Consider the following 17,777-nt stretch of genomic DNA (forward strand, 5'->3'; position numbering starts at 1 on the left):
AGTCTCTTGAGGGTTGAGACCAATTGTGACAAGCAACTTTTGCAATGTAACAATCTAGTGAGAATTGTACATGCATGCACAGGGCGCGAAAACACCTGAGAATATTAATTCTTAAGCAATTTTTCACACACCAGGCACGTGATTGAATGTCATCGGTCGGGAAAACCAGTGTAGGCGCGCGACTCGCGTGCCATCCCACGCACGATACGCTGGTTTGGCCTAGATCAGATGGAAGCGCAGGATGCCGTCGCTATCCTGGCTGCGGCGCAAGATACCGTCGTACCAGAGCTTGTGCAGGTGCGCCAGCGCCTCGCCCAGCGCAAAGGTGAGCTGGTGGGCGTCGAGCGGGCGGCGGAACATCAGCGGGACGATGTCGGCGGCCGAGGCCGGCTGGCGGCAGGCCTCCACCACCTCGGCCAGGCGCGCGTCGTGGTGGGCGCGCAATTGCGCAATGCGCGTATGCAAGCCGGTGAAGGGCCGCCCGTGCGAGGGCAGCACCAGCGTATCGGCCGGCAAGGCGTCGAAGCGGGCGAGCGAATCGAGATACAGCTGCAGGGGATTGCCTTCCGGCTCGACCGCGAACACCGACACGTTCGTCGAAATGCGCGGCAGCACCATATCGCCCGACACCAGCACGTTCAGGGCCTCGCAGTACAAGGCGGCATGCTCGGGCGAGTGCCCGAAGCCGGCGATCACGCGCCAGTCGCGCCCGCCGATGGCGATACGCTGCCCGTCCTGGATGCGCGTGTAGGCCGCCGGCACGGCCGGCACCAGGGTCGGATAGTAACTGCGGCGCTCGCCCAGTTGCGCGCGCAGCGCCGGGTCGGCCAGGCCGTGCCGCTCGAAGTGGGGAAGCGCCGCCGTGCCGTCGACGCCGGGCAGGGCCGCCGACATCATGCGCGCGAAGGCGTATTCGCCGGTGCTCATCCACAAGGGTGCGCCGAAGCGCGCGCACAGCCAGTCGGACAGTCCCACATGGTCCGGATGGCAATGGGTGGCCAGCACGCGCAGCAGCGGCGCGCCGTCCATGCCCTGCGCAAACACCTGCTCCCAGGCGGCGCGCGTGGCATCCGTGGCCGCGCCGCAATCGATAACGGTGTATCCCGTGCGCCCGTCGCGCCGGTCGGCCAGCAGCCACAGGTTGATATGGTCGAGCGCGAACGGCAGCGGCATGCGCAGCCACTGGACGCCGTCGGCCAGGGCCAGCAGGCCGCCTGTGGCGGGCAAGGTCTCGCCCAGGGGATAGGCCAGCGCGGATTCGAGAGCATTCATGCGGCATTCTTTCGTGTTCAGGATAGCGGCAGGCACGCTACAATAGGTTGACGTTGACGTAAACGGCAAGCTGCGCCCCAATTCTAAGCGATTGCGGCAAGCCCCTTCCAACCGCCGCCCATGAATAGTGCCGAGCCACAGATGTCCCTACGTACCTACACCATCGCCGAACTGGCGCGCGAATTCGACATTACCGCGCGCGCCATCCGCTTCTACGAAGACCAGGGCCTGCTGCACCCCAGCCGCGAAGGCGTGGGCGGACGCAACCGGGTCTACACGGCGCGCGACCGCACCCATCTCAAGCTGACCCTGCGCGGCAAGCGCCTCGGCCTGACTTTGTCGGAAATCAAGAGCATCGTCGACATGTACGAGTCGCCCAAGGATACCGCCGCGCAAATGAACCGCTTCCTCGGCGTGCTGGCCCACCAGCGCGAAACCCTGGAGCGCCAGCGCGAGGATATCGACATGGCGCTGGCCGAAATCGCCGCCCATGAAGAAGAATGCCGCCGCATGCTGGCCGAAACGACGGCCAATGCCTGACCGCCCGCCTGCTTGACGTTTACGTTAACGTCAAACATGCGTATGATGAACGCTTCCCTTTCCGACCCCGCGAGGACGACACATGCTGCATCTTCCAGGCTTGACCTTTGACCATGGCGAAGACATCGCCGCGCTGCGCGAAGCAGTTCAACAATTCGCCGCGGTAGAGATCGCTCCCCGCGCGGCGGAGATCGACCGCAGCGACCAGTTCCCGATGGACTTGTGGCGCAAGATGGGCGACCTGGGCGTGCTGGGCATCACTGTCGACGAGCAATACGGCGGCGCCCAGATGGGTTACCTGGCGCACATCGTGGCGATGGAAGAAATCTCGCGCGCGTCGGCCTCGGTCGGCCTGTCGTACGGCGCCCACTCGAATCTGTGCGTCAACCAGATCAAGCGCAACGGCACCGAAGAACAGAAGAAGAAGTACCTGCCGAAGCTCATTTCCGGCGAGTACATCGGCGCCCTCGCCATGTCCGAGCCGAACGCCGGTTCCGACGTGGTCAGCATGAAGCTGCGCGCCGACTTCAAGGGCGACCGCTGGGTGCTCAACGGCACCAAGATGTGGATCACCAACGGCCCCGACGCCGACGTGCTGGTGGTGTACGCCAAGAACGACCTGGAAGCCGGCCCGCGCGGCATGACGGCCTTCATCATCGAAAAAGGCTACAAGGGTTTCTCGATCGCGCAAAAGCTCGACAAGCTCGGCATGCGCGGCTCGCACACGGGCGAACTGGTGTTCCAGGATTGCGAAGTGCCGGCCGAAAACGTGCTCGGCGGCCTGGGCAAGGGCGTCAACGTGCTGATGTCGGGCCTCGACTTCGAGCGCACCGTGCTGTCGGGCGGTCCGCTGGGCATCATGGCGGCCTGCATGGATGCGGTGGTGCCGTACGTGCACGACCGCAAGCAGTTCGGCCAGCCGATCGGCGAATTCCAGCTGATGCAGGGGAAACTGGCCGATATGTATTCGACCATGATGGCCTGCAAGGCGTATGTGTATGCCGTGGGCCAGGCCTGCGACCGCGCAACAACGCCGGAAGCGATCCGCAACCTGCGCAAGGATGCCGCCGGCGCGATCCTGTACAGCGCCGAAAAGGCCACCTGGATGGCGGGCGAAGCGATCCAGACCCTGGGCGGCAACGGTTATATCAACGAGTATCCGGTCGGACGTCTCTGGCGCGATGCGAAGCTCTACGAAATCGGCGCAGGCACCAGCGAAATCCGGCGCATGCTGATCGGGCGCGAATTGTTTGCGGAGACGAAGTAAAGGCAGTTAGTGCGTTACATGCATAGCCGTCGTACCCGCGCCGAGGCGGCACCCGGCGCGAACGACGGGGTGGCGGCTGATCGGCGCGTACCCAACCGTGCCGGCGCGACCATATAGAATAGTCTTCCCACAAAAGACTGATCGAGAAGCCAGATGACACAAGTTGCGTTTCCCAAGCTGCTGTCTTCGCAGATTGCTTTCGACATCGCCCGCACCATTCTCGACGGTTTCGACAAGCACTATCGCCTGTTCCGCCAGACCAGCCAGACCGCCAAGCGCCATTTCGAAACCGGTTCCTGGGCCACCGCCCAGCAGGCGGCGCGCGAGCGCATCGGCTTCTACGACCAGCGCGTGCAGGAATGCGTGCAAGTGCTCGAAGACGAATACGATAACAGCGAACTGAGCGACGAAGTCTGGCGCGAACTCAAGCTGCACTACATCGGCATGCTGTCCGGCCACAAGCAGCCGGAACTGGCCGAAACCTTCTTCAACTCGGTCTGCTGCAACATCCTGCACCGCACCTATTTCCACAACGATTTCATCTTCGTGCGCCCGGTGGTCTCCACCGAGTACATCGAAACCGACGAACTGCTGCCGACCTACCGCGTCTACTACCCGGCCAAGGACGGCCTGCGCTTCGCGCTCAAGCGCATCGTCACGAATTTCCAGCTGAACTGCAAGTTCGCCGACCTGGACCGCGACATCGCCCTGGTCGAAGGCCGCCTGAAGCTGATCTTCGGCGGCGAGGCGCTGGAGCCGAACCACCAGATCCAGGTGCTGTCGAGCCTATTCTTCCGCAACAAGGGCGCCTACATCGTCGGCAAGGGCATCAACGGCAACCGCGAATACCCTTTCATCGTGCCGGTCCTGCACAACCGCCACGGCGAGCTGATCCTCGATACGGTGCTGTTCGACCACGAACAGATCACCATCCTGTTCTCGTTCACGCGCGCCTACTTCCTGGTCGACATGGAAGTGCCCTCGGCCTACGTGCAGTTCCTGCGCAGCCTGCTGCCGCGCAAGCCGCGCAGCGAGATCTACACCATCCTCGGCCTGCAAAAGCAGGGCAAGACGCTGTTCTACCGCGATTACCTGCAGCACCTGAAGCACACCGCCGACCGCTTCGAAATCGCCCCCGGCATCAAGGGCCTGGTGATGCTGGTGTTCGCCCTGCCCTCCTTCCCCTACGTGTTCAAGGTAATCAAGGATTTCTTCCCGCCGCCGAAGGAAACCACGCGCGCCCAGATCAAGGAAAAATACCTGCTGGTCAAGAACCACGACCGCGTGGGGCGCATGGCCGATACGCTCGAATACTCGAACGTGGCTTTTCCGCTGGAACGCTTTTCGGAAGAACTGATCGCCGAGCTGATGCACCACGCACCGTCGCTGGTCGAGTACGAAGGCGACCGCATCATCATCCGCCACCTGTATATCGAACGGCGCATGGTGCCGCTGAATATCTTCCTGAACAAGGCGGAAACGGCCGGCAACGACGCCCTGATCGAGCATGGCGTGATCGAATACGGCAACGCCATCAAGGAACTGGTGGCGGCGAATATCTTCCCCGGCGATATGCTGTATAAAAACTTCGGCGTCACGCGCCACGGCCGCGTGGTGTTCTACGATTACGACGAAATCGAATACATCACCGACTGCCATTTCCGGGATATCCCGCAGGCGCGCAACGAAGAAGACGAAATGTCGGCCGAGCCGTGGTATTCGATCGGCAAGCACGATGTATTTCCCGAGCAGTTCGGCGCATTTTTGCTGGGTAACGCGAAAATCCGCCTGTATTTCATGAAGCACCATGCCGATTTGCTGACCAGGGATTTCTGGCAGTCGCGCAAGCAGCGCATCATGGACGGCCATATCGAGGATGTATTCCCGTATCCGCAGCAAATCCGTTTTTGCAACCAGACATCCGCCGATCATCCGGCGGCTTATACCCCGTCCTATTTGGAGAACTTACACAATGAATGATCCAGTCGTTATCGTCGGCGCGGCCCGCACACCCATGGGCGCGTTCCAGGGCGATTTTTCCTCCAAGTCCGCCAGCGACCTCGGCGCCGTGGCGATTGCCGCCGCCGTCGAGCGTGCCGGCGTCGACGCCAAGCTGGTCGAACACGTCTACTTCGGCAACTGCCTGATGGCCGGCCAGGGCCAGGCCCCGGCGCGCCAGGCCGCCATCAAGGGCGGCTTGCCGTTATCAAGCGGCGCGGTGACCCTGTCCAAGATGTGCGGCTCGGCGATGCAGTCGACCATCTTCGCGCATGACACCCTGCTCGCGGGCAGCGCCGACATCGTCGTCGCCGGCGGCATGGAATCGATGACCAACGCGCCCTACCTGATTCCGAAGGCGCGCGGCGGCTACCGCATCGGCCACGGACAGATGTTCGACCACATGATGTACGACGGCCTGGAAGACGCCTACTCGCGCAACGAGAAGACCGGCGAAGGCCGTTCCATGGGCACCTTTGCCGAAGAATGCGTGGCCAAGTATGCCTTCACGCGCGAGGCGCAGGATGCGTTCGCGATCGCCTCGGTCAAGCGCGCGCAGCAAGCCGGCAGCGAAGGCTGGTTCAAGTGGGAAATCGCGCCGGTCACGGTGAGCACGCGCGCCGGCGATGCGGTCATCGACAAGGACGAAGGCCCGGCCAAGGCAAAGCTGGACAAGATCCCGGCGCTCAAGCCCGCCTTCAAGAAGGATGGCACCATCACCGCCGCCTCGTCGTCGTCGATCAACGACGGCGCCGCCGCGCTGGTGCTGATGCGCGAATCGAAGGCGCGCGAACTGGGCCTGGCCCCGATCGCCCGCATCGTCGGCCACAGCACCTTTGCGCAGGAACCGAACCTGTTCACCACCGCCCCGATCGGCGCGCTGCAAAAGCTGTTCGCCAAGACCGGCTGGAAGCCGTCCGACGTCGACCTGTACGAGATCAACGAAGCGTTTGCCGCGGTGCCGATGGCGGCGATGCACGAACTCGACATCCCGCACGAGAAGGTCAACATCCACGGCGGCGCCTGCGCGCTGGGCCACCCGATCGGCGCCTCCGGCGCGCGCATCATCGTCACCCTGCTCGGCGCCCTGAAGAAAACCGGCGGCAAGCGCGGCGTGGCCTCGCTGTGCATCGGCGGCGGCGAAGCGACCGCGATGGCCTTCGAGATGATGTAATCCGACGCAGCGTCGTTCCCGCCTGCGCGGGAACGACGGACATGGCGCAAGCCTGCCTACCCGAATCCCAACCAAGAAACTCAATGCCAACAGCACTCATCATCGGCGCCTCGCGCGGCATCGGCCGCGAACTGGTGCGCCAGTACCTGGCCGACGGCTGGCGCGTGCTCGCCACCGCCCGCAAGAGCGAAGACTGCGCCGCCCTCGGCGCCATGGGCGCACACCCGTACCAGCTCGATGTCGCCAGCGCCGATTCCATCGCCGCGCTGGGCTGGAACCTGGACGGCGAACTGCCCGACGCGGCCTTCCTCAACGCCGGCGTATACGGCCCGCGCCACGACGGCTTTCCCACCCAGGACGACTTCGACACGGTCATGCACACCAACGTGCTGGCGGCGCTGCGCCTGCTGCCCGTGATCGCGCCGATGGTGGCCGAGGCGCGCGGCAAGCTGGCCGTGATCTCCTCGCGCATGGCGTCGATGGGCGCGCGCAGCAGCGCTTCCGGCACCCTGTACCGCGCCAGCAAGGCGGCCCTGAACTCGGTGCTGGTCGACACCGCCATCCGCTTCGGCCCCAAGGGCGCGACCTGCGTGGCCTTCCATCCGGGCTGGGTCCAGACCGACATGGGCGGCGTCGATGCCGACATCACCCCCGCACAAAGCGCGGCCGGCCTGCGCGCCACCCTGGCCGGCCTGGACCCCGCCGCCAACGGCGCCTTCCTCAATTACGACGGCACGCCACTTCCCTGGTAAGCCCAACCTGACGAGACCTATGATACTGACCGAAGAACACCAGATGATCCGCGACGCCCTGCGCACCTTTTCGCAGGAGCGCCTTGCCCCCAACGCCGCGCGCTGGGACAAGGAGCACTACTTTCCCAAGGAAGAACTGAAGGAACTGGCCGCGCTGGGCGCGTTCGGGGTGGCGGTGCCCGAGGAACTGGGCGGCGCCGGCCTCGATTACGTGTCGCTGGCGCTGGTGCTGGAAGAAATCGCGGCCGGCGACGGCGGCACCTCGACCATCATTTCGGTCAACAACTGCCCGGTATGCAGCATCGCCATGATGTATGCCAACGACGCGCAGAAAGAACAGTGGCTGCGGCCCCTGGCGCAAGGCGCCATGCTGGGCGCGTTCGCGCTGACCGAGCCGCACACCGGCAGCGATGCCTCGGCGCTGCACACCACCGCCACGCGCGACGGCGAGCACTACGTCATCAACGGCACCAAGCAGTTCATCACCAGCGGCAAGTACGCCGACGTGGCGATCGTCATGGCGGTCACCGACAAGGCGGCCGGCAAGAAGGGCATCAGCGCGTTCTGGGTGCCCACTTCCACCCCCGGCTACATCGTGGCCGGCCTGGAACAGAAGATGGGCCAGCACTCGTCGGACACGGCGCAGATCCTGTTCGAGAACTGCCGCATCCCGGCCGCCAACCTGATCGGCGAAGAAGGCCAGGGCTACAAGATCGCCCTGTCGGGCCTCGAGGGCGGGCGCATCGGCATCGCCTCGCAGGCGGTCGGCATGGCGCGCGCCGCATTCGAGGCCGCGCTGGTGTACGCGCGCGAGCGCGAAAGCTTCGGCAAGCCGATTTTCGAGCATCAGGCGGTGCAGTTCAGGCTGTCCGGGATGGCCACGCAAATCGAAGCGGCGCGCCAGTTGATCCGCCACGCCGCGTCGATGAAGGACGCTGGCCTGCCCTGCCTGAAAGAAGCCGCGATGGCCAAGCTGTTCGCTTCCGAAATGGCCGAACGGGTCTGCTCCGACGCGATCCAGGTGCACGGCGGCTACGGCTACGTGAGCGACTTCCCGGTCGAACGCATCTACCGCGACGTGCGCGTGTGCCAGATCTACGAAGGCACCAGCGACATCCAGAAAATCCTGATCGCGCGGGCCTTGTAGGCATGGCGCGGGAAGCGCTCATCCGGCAGGCTGGCGGCGAGGACCTGGAACGGTTCTTCGCCTACCTGGACGACCATCTGCGCGACAACGGCAGCGGCGCCACGGCGCTGTTCATGCCGATGCCGCGCGCCGCCTCGCGCTTCGGTCCCGAGCGCGAAAACGCCTTCCGCAGCGCGTGCGCGAACGCCCTCGGGCAGCCCGGGTGGCGCCGCCTGTGGCTGGCCGTCGACGCGCACGGCGCCATCGCCGGCCACATCGACCTGCGCGCGCGTCCCGAAGGCGCCTGCGCGCACCGCTGCCTGCTCGGCATGGGCGTGCATCGCGACGCCCGCAAGCAGGGGCTGGGCGCGCGCCTGATCGCCGTGGCGGCCGCATGGGCCGCCACGGAAGCGTCGCTCGACTGGATCGACCTTGAGGTGCTGTCGGTGAACCAGCCGGCGCGCCAGCTGTACGCGCGCTGCGGCTTCGTGCAGACCGGCGAGACGGCCGACATGTTCCGCATCGACGGCGAGGCGCTGGCCTATACCTTCATGAGCCGCAGGCTGCCGTGACGGCGCCGCCGTCCTGACAAGCAGCGCGGGCTTTCCTCAGGCGATGGCGTTCACCCACCTCGAATCGGGACTCAGCGCGGCATAGCGGGTCTGGGCAGCACGCCAATATTCAGCGCACCTGCGGGCTTGCCGTCCGCGCCATCCTGCGGCGGGACGAACATATCGTGCGGGTGGACGAAGGTCCAGTCGGCGTAACGGCCCTTGTGGCGAAAGCCGCTGTCGTGCTCGTCGAAGTGATCGATCTTCATCGGCGCGCCCTGCGAGAGCGAATGCACGCCCACGATGCGTCCTTCCACCCGGATCAGGCCCCACTCGGCCTTGCCCGTGATCGGATCCGCGTACAGGCGCCGCAGGTGCCGTTTGGCGTTCGGGAAGCGCGGGTCCTTGAGCAGCTCCTGCAAGGTCAGCGGATACATCTGCGGCCCGGCGGCGGCGCTGCCGTGATAGCGCGCGATGGCGGCGCGAAATTCGTGGCCGATGAACAGCAGCTCGCGTTCCTTGTCGCGCCGTACCGAGGTCGCATACAGCTCGCCGGCGATGCTGCTGCCGATGCCCATGAAGGCCACCAGCAGCAGGGTCCAGATGTACGCGAACCCGGCCTGCCTCCGCAATGCCTTCGATCCGGCCCTTCCCAAATCATCGACACGCTCAGCACCGTCATTCCCGCGAAGGCGGGAATCGAATGCCGTCGCGCCGCCATGGGCGGCAGCATGGACCTGGAGTCCCGCCTGCGCGGAAATGACGGATCGCCGGCCGGCGGCATCGGCCGCGCGCGTCCGGTTACAGCTGTTCATACGGCACGCCGTCGCGCGTCTTGCCGCGCGCGCCGCTGCGGATATCGGCCACGCCGGGTTTGTCCGGATCGATCGACGCCACCGGCTGCCACGTCACGCTCGATTCGGTGATCGGATCGACCGGCACCGAGCGAAAATACTTGTGCGTCACCAGGTCGCCCAGCGAGGACGGATACACGCCCCTGTCGCCGTAGAATTTGTCGATCCCCACGCGCAGCACCTGCAGGTTTTCCTTGAGCGCGACTTCCTTCGACTTGTCGACCGAGCTGAAATAGCGCGGCACGGCGATCGTCAGCAGCGTCGCGATAATCGCCATCACCACCAGCAGTTCGACCAGCGTGAATCCCGCGTATAGTCTTTTCATCTCGCTCACCATTGTTTGTGCGGCACGCCGTTCAATCCCATCGCCGCCGAACGCGAGCTGACGTCGAACACGTCCTCGCCCTCGCTCGGGTTATCCGGCGGCGAGGAATACGAGCGCTTGGCCCAGGTATCGGCGGCGCGCCCCTGGTCCTGGGGCGCGAAGGGATCGCGCGGCAGGCGCCGCAGGAAATACATGTTCTTCTTGGCGGGACTGAGCTGGTCGGGCACGCCCTCGAACAGCTCTTCCAGCTTTTTCGGATAGCCCGAGTCGCCCGCCGCGATCTTGATGCGCCCCAGGTCGGCCGCCTTCTTGTACGCTTCCAGGCCTTCGCGGATCTCGATCAGGGCGCTGCGCAGGCTGCGCTCCTTCTCGCGCTGCACCGCCACCTGCGCCATCGGCACCGCCACCACCGCCAGCGTACCCATGATCGCCAGCGTGATCATCAGCTCGATGAAGGTGAAACCGCGCGCCTTCACTGGATCACCTTGCGCGGCGCATCGGCGCCGGGCGGCTTGCCGGCGGCATTGCCGGTGGCGCTGTCGCCCGCTTCCGGCAGCGGCTGCGGATTGTCGCCACCGGTCATGGGCGATGGCGCCGGCGGCGGCGGCGCCTCCACCGGCTGCGGCTGCGCTGCCTGCTGCGGCGCCGCGCCCGCCCCGCCGCTACCCGCACCGGGGCCGGGACCGGTGCCGCCCACGTTCGACTCGGTGCCGGAATCGAATTGCGCGGTCGTCAGGTCGGGCCGGCGCAGGCCGCGCAGCACGCGCGGCGTGATCGACAGCACGATCTCGCTGCGCGAGGTATCGTCCTTCTGGCTGCCGAACAGGCGCTTGAGCACCGGCAGTTCGCCCAGGCCGGGCAGCTTGTCGGCGCTGCGCCGGTCTTCGTCGCTGATCAGGCCCGCCAGCACCTGGGTCTCGCCGTCGCGCAGGCGCAGCACCGTGCCCGCGCTGCGCGTGCCGATCTGGTACGCCTGCGTGCCCGATTTGCTGATCACTTCCTTGACCACGTTGCTCACTTCCAGGTTGATCTTGATCGCCACCTCGTCGTCGAGGTGCACATTCGGTTCGACGTCGAGCTTGAGGCCGACGTCGACGTAGTTCACGCTGTCGGAACTGACGCCGTTGTTGGTGGTGACGGTGATCACCGGCACGCGGTCGCCGATCAGCACCTTGGCTTTTTCCTTGTTGCGCACGCGGATGCGCGGATTGGCCAGGATGTTGCTGTCGCTGTCGACCTGGTTGGCGTTGATGCTGGCGCTGCCGATGGCGACGTTGATGCGCCCGCGGTTGATGCCGCCCAGGTCCTTCAGGGTCAGGGGTTTGAGGCTGTCGCCGACGCTGGCCAGGCTCAGGGTCGCCTTTTCGGGCCAGCGCACGCCCAGCTCCATCAGGCGCGTGCGTTTGACTTCCAGCACCTCGACTTCGAGCATGACTTCCGGGTCGGCCATGTCCTGCATGGCGATGATGCGTTCGGCCATGCGGATCATGTCGGGCGTATCGCGCATCATGATGATGCCGAGGCGGTCGTCGGTGATGATGTCCTTGGCCTTGAGCAGGGTCTTGATCGAAAACGAGACCGTCTTGGCGTCGGCATTGGTCAGGTAAAAACTGCGCACCACCAGCTGCTGGTAATCCTTTACCTTTTGCGCGGTGTTCGGGTAGATGGTGATGGCGCGCTCGCCCGTCACCGTCTGTTCCAGCTGGCTGGCCGCGAGCAGCATGCGGATCGCTTCTTCCAGGCTGGTATTGCGCACCGAGATGGTGGTGCGGATGGCCGGGTCGACATCGCGGTCGAACACGAAGTTCAGGCCCGAGACCTTGCCCAGGAAGTCGAACACGGAGCGCACCGGCGCGTCGCGAAATTCCAGCGTCACCGGCTTTTTGTAGGCGGCGGCCAGCTTGCCGCCGCCGGCGTTCTTTTTGGCCTGCTCCTCGGCGATGCGGCTTTTGAGCGCCAGCGCGTCGCGCTGGTTGGGGCGCTCCTGCAGCACCACGCGCAGCGCTTCGAGCGCCTGCGCCAGGTCGGCCTCGCCGGCGCGCCGCCACGACGCTTCGGCGCCGGCCACCATCTCCTTGTGGCGCTGTTCCAGCGCGATCGCCTGCAGGCCCTGCTGCGCCACCGCGTTGGCCGGATCGATGGCCAGCACCTGGGCCGACAGCTTTTCGGATTCGGCGAAGTTGCCTTGCTGGCGCAGCTGTTCGGCGCGCCCGTTCAGGGCGTTGACGATGCTGGCCCTGCGGCTTAACAGGCCAATCCGGTATTCGGCGTTGCCGGGGTCCTGGCGCACGGCTTCTTCGAGCTTGGCCAGGCCCTGTTCGATCTGTCCCTGCTCGATCAGGGCCTTGCCTTCCTTGAAGGTTTGGGGGCCGGCGCAGGCGCTCAGGGCCGCCGCCAGGGCCAGCATGCGCAAGGTGTTACGGGTCAGTGTGCGATTCAATTCATCTCCCCTACTGCGAGTGTCTGTTTCTTCCGGAGCGGCAGATACGTGAAGGTCAGCGAGTCCGCGCCGGCGCTGTCGAAGGTGTAGCTGTCGTCGATCTTGTCGCCCACGTAGGCGACCACGTTGCGCTCGTCGACCTGTAAAAAATAGGCCTGCCTGCCGTCGTCGAGGAAGCGCCCCAGCAGGCGGATCGGCAGTTCGGGCGCGCCGTCGGCGGTGTCGGGCGCCCTGGCCTGGGCTGGCTTGGTGACGGCGCTGTCGGCCGGCTTGAGCGGCGCCGTGTCGGCCCCGGCGACAAGCTGCGCCTGCCAGCTCTGGCGCGCAAAGGCGTTGCCCAGTTCCTCGTCCTGGCCGCGCGGGCGGATTTCCAGCAGCGGGGCTTCGGGCTCCTGCAGCGCCGCCTGCACCGGCGCCGCTGGCGCGGGCGCGATGCCGCGCGCCTGGGCCGGGGCGATCAGGTCGGTCTCGTCGTCCGGTGCGAAATAGCCGGCCAGCAGCGTCACGCCCAACGCCACCGCCATCGTCATCTTTTTCATCGGCGTCCTCCTTTTGCTGCGGCCTTCCTGACCAGCAGGTTGAAATGCACGCGCGCTTCGACCTCGCCGGTGTCGATCTGCTCGCGCTTGAATGTGACGGAATCGAGCGTCAGGGCCGGCATGTCGCGCAGCGCGCCGACGATAAAGGCCTGCACGTTTGCGTAGTCGGCCTTGATCGGCAGCGTGATCTGGTAGCGCATGAAGGCCGCGCCGTCCTCGGCCTGCGCCTTGTAGTCGGCCTTGGCCAGCACCACGCCGTTGCTGGTGGCGACATCGACCAGTTGCTTGAGCAGGTCGGGAATGGTGTCGTGGGCCGGCAGGTAGGCGTAGAAGGCGGCCACGCGGCGCGCGCCGTCCGGCAGCGCCACCCTGTGCTGCGCCGGCTTGGCCGAACGCGCGGCGGCGATCTGCCGCGCCAGTTCCTGCTGGCGCGCTTCCAGGCGCTGCGATTGCCACGCGCACAGGGCGGCCAGTGCCAGCGCGCAGGCGCCGACGGCGGCGCCCCAGCCCAGGCGCGCCCCATGGAGGCGCGCTTCCCAGGCGACTCGCGCGGCCAGCATCGACGGCGCCGCCGCCTGCCGCCCCGCGCTGGCGATTTTCAATCCTGCCATTGCGCCTCCAGTTGAAAACGGTAGGGCCGGTTGGCCGCCGCGCCGTTCAATTCATGCTTGACCAGGTACACGGAGGTGAACAGGGCCTGCTCGTTGAGGTAGGCGACGTACTTCATCATGTCGCCCGCGGTTTCGGCTTCGGCCGCGATCTTCAGGCCGCCGGCGGCGGCGCCGCCTTGCGCGCCGTTGTCGGGCTTGCCGTTCAGGTCCATGCCGAGCAGTGCGACGTGGATGTCGGCCGGGGCCTGCACCGTTTTCACCAGGCGCCCGACCGGCAGATTCAACTGGCGCACGGCGTCGCCGATGATGGCCAGCTGGCGGTCCTGGGCGCGCTGCTCGGCTTCCGACAGGCGCGCCTGCGGCGCCTCGCGCGGCGCCACCTGCGCCAGCTGCGCTTCCAGCGCGCCGGCCTGGCGCGCCTGCAGCACCCAGTCGACGCCGGCCACGCCCAGCGCCAGCAGGCCGCCGGCCAGCAGGGCCAGGCGCCAGCCCCTGGGCGCCGCCGCGCCCTGTACGAAATTGAGTTGGGTCAGCGCCATGCTCAACACCTCATCATGGCAACGGCGGCGTAGCCGGGCGCCGGGGCCGGCGGCAGCTTGACCATGTCGAAGTGCTCGGGCAGCACCGGCGCCACCGGCCGTTCGTCGAGGCTGACCAGGGCCACCTGCGCGATTTCGCCCAGCTCCGGCGCGCGCAGGGTCCAACGCTGCCACGCTTGCGGCAGTTCGCTTTCCCACGGGCCGCGCAGGGCTTGCGCCTGCACCGCGTGAATGCGGCCGTTGGCGGCGGCGGCCAGCACCAGGCGGCCCGGTTCGACCAGGGCAAAGGCCTGCGGCTGGCTCGATGCGATGGCGCGCCAGGTGATCGACAGGACCGATTCGATCGCCATGCACGGATGGCCGCATTCGCGCGCCACGTCCTGCAAGCCTTGCAGGAAATCGCGTTCGATGGCGCAGGCCAGGCGCGGCTGGCCGTACGGCGCGTCGTCGCACACGATGGCCCAGGTGCGGGCGGCGTCGCCGTAGATGCCGATGAACTGGGCCAGCTGGAAGCGCTGCGCCGATCCCTGGTGCAGCAGGGCGTCGCTCCACGGGATCATGGCCAGCTGGCACCAGCGCGTGGTCAGCGCCACCGAGACCGGCACGCCTTTCAGGGTCACGCCGGCGGTGCGCAGGTAGGCGCCGAAGGCGGCCAGCGCGCCATCCCATTTGCCGTCGCTCTGGTCGAGGGGAATCCGTACTTCGCTGTGGGCGACGATGCGCTTGCCGCTGCGGACCACGGCGGTGAGCAGGTCCGGCGCGAGGGACACGCACACGGTGCGGCTGGAGAAGAGTTCAGTAAGTGACACGGTTAAGCTCCATCAGTGTTGTTTCGCCCTGGCGCACCAGGTCCAGCGCCGCTTCGCGCACCAGGCGGATGCCGGCGCGCGCCGCTTCTTCCTTCATGCGGCTGACCGGCGCACGGGTGGTGATCATTTCGCGCATGGCGTCGTTGAGGATCAGGACTTCGGCCACCGCCTTGCGGCCCTTGTAGCCGGTGCCGCGGCAATGGCCGCAGCCGGCGCCGGCCTTGAAGCGCCAGCCGGCCACCTGGGCAGGCGTCAGGCCGCTGTCGCGCAGTTCGTCCGGGTCGGGCGGCACCGCCACCGCGCAGTGTTCGCAATTGAGGCGCAGCAGGCGCTGGGCCACGATGCCGTTCAGGGCGGCGGCGAAGCTGTAGGCGTCCACGCCCATGTGCAGGAAGCGGCCGACCACGTCGAACACATTGTTCGCGTGCAGGGTGGTAAACACCAGGTGGCCGGTCAGCGCGGCCTGCACCGCGATCTGCGCGGTTTCGTCGTCGCGGATTTCGCCGATCATGATCTTGTCGGGATCGTGCCGCAAAATCGAGCGCAGGCCGCGCGCGAAGGTCAGTCCCTTCTTTTCGTTGACGGGAATCTGCAGCACGCGCGGCAGCCGGTATTCGACCGGGTCTTCGATGGTGACGATCTTGTCGCGCCCGGTGTTGATCTCGGTGATGGCCGCGTACAGGGTGGTGGTCTTGCCCGAGCCGGTCGGCCCGGTCACCAGCAGCATGCCGTGCGGCTTGGCGGCCAGGCGGCGGATCAGGACGATCGCGTCGGCGTTCAGGCCCAGGCTTTCCAGGCGCAGCGACTGAGCCGCCTCGGTCAGGGCGCGCCGGTCCAGCAGGCGCAGGACCGCGTCTTCGCCAAAGATATTCGGCATGATCGAGACGCGGAAGTCGATTTCGGCGCCCTTCACGCGCACCTTGAAGCGGCCGTCCTGCGGAATGCGGCGCTCGGCGATGTCCAGGTCGGCCATGACCTTGATGCGCGAGATGATCTGTTCGGCCATCTGCAAGCCCTGCACCTGGCCGGCCTGCACCAGCACCCCGTCGACCCGGTACTTGATAATGAGCTTGTCGCCGTCGCATTCGAGGTGGATGTCGCTGGCCTGGAACTTGAGCGCGTCGTAGATGGTGGAGTTGACCAGCTTGACCACCGGGCTGCTGTCTTCGCTGATGCGCACCAGCGAGATGTCTTCGATGCTCTGGTCCAGGCTGTCGACCTGGTCGGCGTCGCCGGCCATGCCGGCCATGGCTTGCTGCGCGTTCTCCTGCTGCGCCAGATACGCGCTCAGTTCGTCCGGGTGCGTCAGCGCCACCGAGAAACCGCCCGCGAGCGCGGCGTCGGCCCATTGCAGGGTGTCGTCGGCGAAGGGGTCGCCCAGCACCAGCACCGGCAGGCCGGGGCCCTCCATCAGCACGCACTCGCGCTGGGCGCAGTCGGTATAGGGCATCAGCCCGAAAGCCGGGGTGCCGGCCTGCAGCGCGCCGATGGTCCACAGCGGATAGGCAAACAGCGCGGCCAGTTCGGCGACGAAGGTTTCCGGTTCCAGGCCCGTCATCTCTTCCAGCACCACCAGCAGCGGGCGGCCCTGGCCTGGGGCGGCCAGGCGCGCCTGCCGCACCAGCGCGGCGCAGAGCGGCGCGGCCGCCGGCGCAGTGTGGGGAAAACCGGGCGCGTTCATGACAGGCTCCCGGCCAGTTCGAAAATCGGCATGTACATCAGCACCACCACGCCGCCGATCACCACGCCGATGAAGGTCATGAGCAGCGGTTCGAGCAGGCGCGAGGCCCAGTCGACCCAGCGCGCGAATTGTTCGTCGTGAAAACGGGCCGAGCGCTCCAGCATGTCGCCCAGGCGGCCGGTGTTTTCGCCGACCTTGAGCAGCGATTGCGCGACCGGCGTGGCCAGCTGGTTCTGTTCCAGCGCGCAGGAAAACGGCATGCCCTCCTGCACCGCGCGGCGGGCGGCGTCGAGCTGCTGCTGCTGGCCGGGCAGCAGCATGGCCGAGACCATGGCCAGCCCCTTGGAGAGGGGAATGCCGGCGTGCAGCAGCAGGCTCAGGGCGCGGTAAAAGCGCGCCAGGCGGAACTCGGCCGCGCGCGCGTTCAGCAGCGGCAGGCGCAAGAGGGCCAGGATCAGGCGCTGGCGGATCGCAGGATGGCCGAGCGCGAACACGATGCCCCCGACCAGGGCCGCCAGCGCGCCGAGCAGCACGAAGGGATGGGCCGCCATGAGCTGGCCGAAGCCGAGCATCATTGCCGAGGCCCAGGGAATGTCGCGCCCCGAGGTTTCGTACACCACGCTGAACTTGGGCACCACGTAGCCGAGCAGGAACAGGGTGACCAGGCTGCCGACCACCAGCAGCATGAGCGGATAGATGGCGGCCGAGACCAGCTTCTTGCGGATCGCTTCGAACTGCAGCTGGTAGGCGACAAAACGGCCGAGGGCTTCGGGCAGGTTGCCGGAGCGCTCGGCCGCGTGGACGGTGGCGACGTAGATTTCGGGGAAGATGGCGGGAAAGTCGTTCAAGGTATCCGACAGGCTCTTGCCCTGCTGTAGGGTCTGCAGGATGGCGCCGATGGTGGCGCGCGTGGCGGGCTGGGTTTCCTTGTTGTGCAAGGTGGCGATGGCTTCGGTGAGGTTGAGCCCCGCTTCGAGCAGGGCCAGCAACTCCTGGCTGAACTGCATCAGGGGAAACGCGTGTTTGCGGCGCGGCTCGGCCGGCGCCTGCGGGCGCTCGATGGCGAGGACGCGCCAGCCCTTGCGCGCGGCGATGCGGATGGCATCGGCTTCGCTGGGGGCATCGATGGCGATATGCTGGCGGCTGCCTGCGGCGGCAGCGGCCTGGACCTGGAGTTGAAACTGCATGCTTGACCCTTCGTACTAATTGACTCCCTGCATCAGAAAAGGACCTGGTTATCCAGGTGACATCACGGCCTCCTTAAAGAAAAATAGCCCCGGCCGAAGCCGGAGCTGAAAA

The 17,777-nt window shown here is 66.4% G+C and carries 18 protein-coding genes; 7 read left to right on the forward strand and 11 right to left on the reverse strand.

Annotation, left to right across the window (positions count from 1 at the left end; genetic code table 11):
• Positions 1-219: 219 nt before the first annotated feature.
• Positions 220-1,272, reverse strand: a complete 1,053-nt coding sequence (locus tag EJB06_RS15095) for an MBL fold metallo-hydrolase (protein ID WP_126074860.1) — start codon at positions 1,270-1,272, stop codon at positions 220-222.
• A gap of 141 nt (positions 1,273-1,413) precedes the next feature.
• Here EJB06_RS15095 and EJB06_RS15100 point away from each other — a divergent pair, with 141 nt between their 5' ends.
• The 7 genes from EJB06_RS15100 (at position 1,414) to EJB06_RS15130 (ending at position 8,701) form a co-directional block, all read left to right on the forward strand.
• Positions 1,414-1,812, forward strand: coding sequence for a MerR family transcriptional regulator (locus EJB06_RS15100; protein ID WP_126074861.1), 399 nt, complete (start codon positions 1,414-1,416; stop codon positions 1,810-1,812).
• Between the two features lie 82 nt (positions 1,813-1,894).
• Positions 1,895-3,079, forward strand: coding sequence for an isovaleryl-CoA dehydrogenase (locus tag EJB06_RS15105; RefSeq protein ID WP_126074862.1), 1,185 nt, complete (start codon positions 1,895-1,897; stop codon positions 3,077-3,079).
• Between the two features lie 153 nt (positions 3,080-3,232).
• Positions 3,233-5,059: a bifunctional isocitrate dehydrogenase kinase/phosphatase gene (gene aceK, locus EJB06_RS15110; RefSeq protein WP_126074863.1), complete on the forward strand. Its 1,827-nt coding sequence runs from the start codon at positions 3,233-3,235 to the stop codon at positions 5,057-5,059.
• Positions 5,052-6,251: an acetyl-CoA C-acyltransferase gene (locus EJB06_RS15115; protein WP_126074864.1), complete on the forward strand. Its 1,200-nt coding sequence runs from the start codon at positions 5,052-5,054 to the stop codon at positions 6,249-6,251. The genes aceK and EJB06_RS15115 overlap by 8 nt, the downstream gene beginning before the upstream one ends.
• Positions 6,252-6,334: 83 nt before the next feature.
• Positions 6,335-7,003 carry an SDR family oxidoreductase gene (locus tag EJB06_RS15120; protein WP_126074865.1) on the forward strand — a complete coding sequence of 223 codons (669 nt, stop codon included), beginning with the start codon at positions 6,335-6,337 and terminating at the stop codon, positions 7,001-7,003.
• A 19-nt stretch (positions 7,004-7,022) separates the two neighbouring features.
• On the forward strand, positions 7,023-8,150 hold the full coding sequence (locus EJB06_RS15125) for an acyl-CoA dehydrogenase family protein (RefSeq protein WP_126074866.1): 1,128 nt from the start codon (positions 7,023-7,025) through the stop codon (positions 8,148-8,150).
• A gap of 2 nt (positions 8,151-8,152) precedes the next feature.
• A complete protein-coding gene (locus tag EJB06_RS15130; RefSeq protein ID WP_126074867.1) occupies positions 8,153-8,701 on the forward strand; it encodes a GNAT family N-acetyltransferase in 549 nt (182 codons plus the stop codon).
• A 71-nt stretch (positions 8,702-8,772) separates the two neighbouring features.
• Here EJB06_RS15130 and EJB06_RS15135 read toward each other — a convergent pair whose 3' ends face one another.
• From EJB06_RS15135 to EJB06_RS15180, 10 genes are all read right to left on the reverse strand, one after another.
• Positions 8,773-9,312 (reverse strand): type II secretion system protein, encoded by a 540-nt coding sequence (locus EJB06_RS15135; RefSeq protein WP_229427096.1) that lies wholly within the window; start codon positions 9,310-9,312, stop codon positions 8,773-8,775.
• A 169-nt stretch (positions 9,313-9,481) separates the two neighbouring features.
• Positions 9,482-9,859 carry a type IV pilin protein gene (locus EJB06_RS15140; RefSeq protein ID WP_126074868.1) on the reverse strand — a complete coding sequence of 126 codons (378 nt, stop codon included), beginning with the start codon at positions 9,857-9,859 and terminating at the stop codon, positions 9,482-9,484.
• A 5-nt stretch (positions 9,860-9,864) separates the two neighbouring features.
• A complete protein-coding gene (locus tag EJB06_RS15145) occupies positions 9,865-10,335 on the reverse strand; it encodes a type II secretion system protein (protein ID WP_267876903.1) in 471 nt (156 codons plus the stop codon).
• On the reverse strand, positions 10,332-12,299 hold the full coding sequence (locus EJB06_RS15150) for a secretin GspD/PilQ domain-containing protein (RefSeq protein WP_229427097.1): 1,968 nt from the start codon (positions 12,297-12,299) through the stop codon (positions 10,332-10,334). Before EJB06_RS15150 ends, EJB06_RS15145 begins: the two co-directional genes overlap by 4 nt.
• A complete protein-coding gene (locus tag EJB06_RS15155; protein WP_126074869.1) occupies positions 12,296-12,838 on the reverse strand; it encodes a hypothetical protein in 543 nt (180 codons plus the stop codon). Before EJB06_RS15155 ends, EJB06_RS15150 begins: the two co-directional genes overlap by 4 nt.
• Complete coding sequence (locus EJB06_RS15160; RefSeq protein ID WP_126074870.1) at positions 12,835-13,449, reverse strand: type 4a pilus biogenesis protein PilO; 615 nt, start codon at positions 13,447-13,449, stop codon at positions 12,835-12,837. The genes EJB06_RS15155 and EJB06_RS15160 overlap by 4 nt, the downstream gene beginning before the upstream one ends.
• The gene (locus EJB06_RS15165) at positions 13,437-13,988 is read right to left on the reverse strand and encodes a hypothetical protein (RefSeq protein WP_126074871.1); all 552 of its coding nucleotides are present in this window, start codon (positions 13,986-13,988) and stop codon (positions 13,437-13,439) included. The genes EJB06_RS15160 and EJB06_RS15165 overlap by 13 nt, the downstream gene beginning before the upstream one ends.
• A gap of 2 nt (positions 13,989-13,990) precedes the next feature.
• Entirely contained in the window at positions 13,991-14,797 is an 807-nt protein-coding gene (locus tag EJB06_RS15170; RefSeq protein ID WP_126074872.1) for a hypothetical protein, read from the reverse strand.
• On the reverse strand, positions 14,784-16,478 hold the full coding sequence (locus tag EJB06_RS15175) for a GspE/PulE family protein (protein WP_126074873.1): 1,695 nt from the start codon (positions 16,476-16,478) through the stop codon (positions 14,784-14,786). Before EJB06_RS15175 ends, EJB06_RS15170 begins: the two co-directional genes overlap by 14 nt.
• Positions 16,475-17,665 (reverse strand): type II secretion system F family protein, encoded by a 1,191-nt coding sequence (locus EJB06_RS15180; protein ID WP_126074874.1) that lies wholly within the window; start codon positions 17,663-17,665, stop codon positions 16,475-16,477. Before EJB06_RS15180 ends, EJB06_RS15175 begins: the two co-directional genes overlap by 4 nt.
• Between the last annotated feature and the right edge of the window lie 112 nt (positions 17,666-17,777).

The sequence above is a fragment of the Massilia atriviolacea genome (assembly GCF_003953935.1).
GTDB lineage: Bacteria > Pseudomonadota > Gammaproteobacteria > Burkholderiales > Burkholderiaceae_D > Telluria_A > Telluria_A atriviolacea.

Coding starts and splice junctions, on each gene's coding strand:
- aceK (WP_126074863.1), top strand. CDS start 3,233: ATGACACAAGTTGCGTTTCCCAAGCTGCTGTCTTCGCAGATTGCTTTC.
- EJB06_RS15165 (WP_126074871.1), bottom strand. CDS start 13,988: ATGGCGCTGACCCAACTCAATTTCGTACAGGGCGCGGCGGCGCCCAGG.
- EJB06_RS15140 (WP_126074868.1), bottom strand. CDS start 9,859: ATGAAAAGACTATACGCGGGATTCACGCTGGTCGAACTGCTGGTGGTG.
- EJB06_RS15125 (WP_126074866.1), top strand. CDS start 7,023: ATGATACTGACCGAAGAACACCAGATGATCCGCGACGCCCTGCGCACC.
- EJB06_RS15105 (WP_126074862.1), top strand. CDS start 1,895: ATGCTGCATCTTCCAGGCTTGACCTTTGACCATGGCGAAGACATCGCC.
- EJB06_RS15130 (WP_126074867.1), top strand. CDS start 8,153: ATGGCGCGGGAAGCGCTCATCCGGCAGGCTGGCGGCGAGGACCTGGAA.
- EJB06_RS15115 (WP_126074864.1), top strand. CDS start 5,052: ATGAATGATCCAGTCGTTATCGTCGGCGCGGCCCGCACACCCATGGGC.
- EJB06_RS15160 (WP_126074870.1), bottom strand. CDS start 13,449: ATGGCAGGATTGAAAATCGCCAGCGCGGGGCGGCAGGCGGCGGCGCCG.
- EJB06_RS15155 (WP_126074869.1), bottom strand. CDS start 12,838: ATGAAAAAGATGACGATGGCGGTGGCGTTGGGCGTGACGCTGCTGGCC.
- EJB06_RS15100 (WP_126074861.1), top strand. CDS start 1,414: ATGTCCCTACGTACCTACACCATCGCCGAACTGGCGCGCGAATTCGAC.
- EJB06_RS15120 (WP_126074865.1), top strand. CDS start 6,335: ATGCCAACAGCACTCATCATCGGCGCCTCGCGCGGCATCGGCCGCGAA.
- EJB06_RS15180 (WP_126074874.1), bottom strand. CDS start 17,665: ATGCAGTTTCAACTCCAGGTCCAGGCCGCTGCCGCCGCAGGCAGCCGC.
- EJB06_RS15095 (WP_126074860.1), bottom strand. CDS start 1,272: ATGAATGCTCTCGAATCCGCGCTGGCCTATCCCCTGGGCGAGACCTTG.
- EJB06_RS15175 (WP_126074873.1), bottom strand. CDS start 16,478: ATGAACGCGCCCGGTTTTCCCCACACTGCGCCGGCGGCCGCGCCGCTC.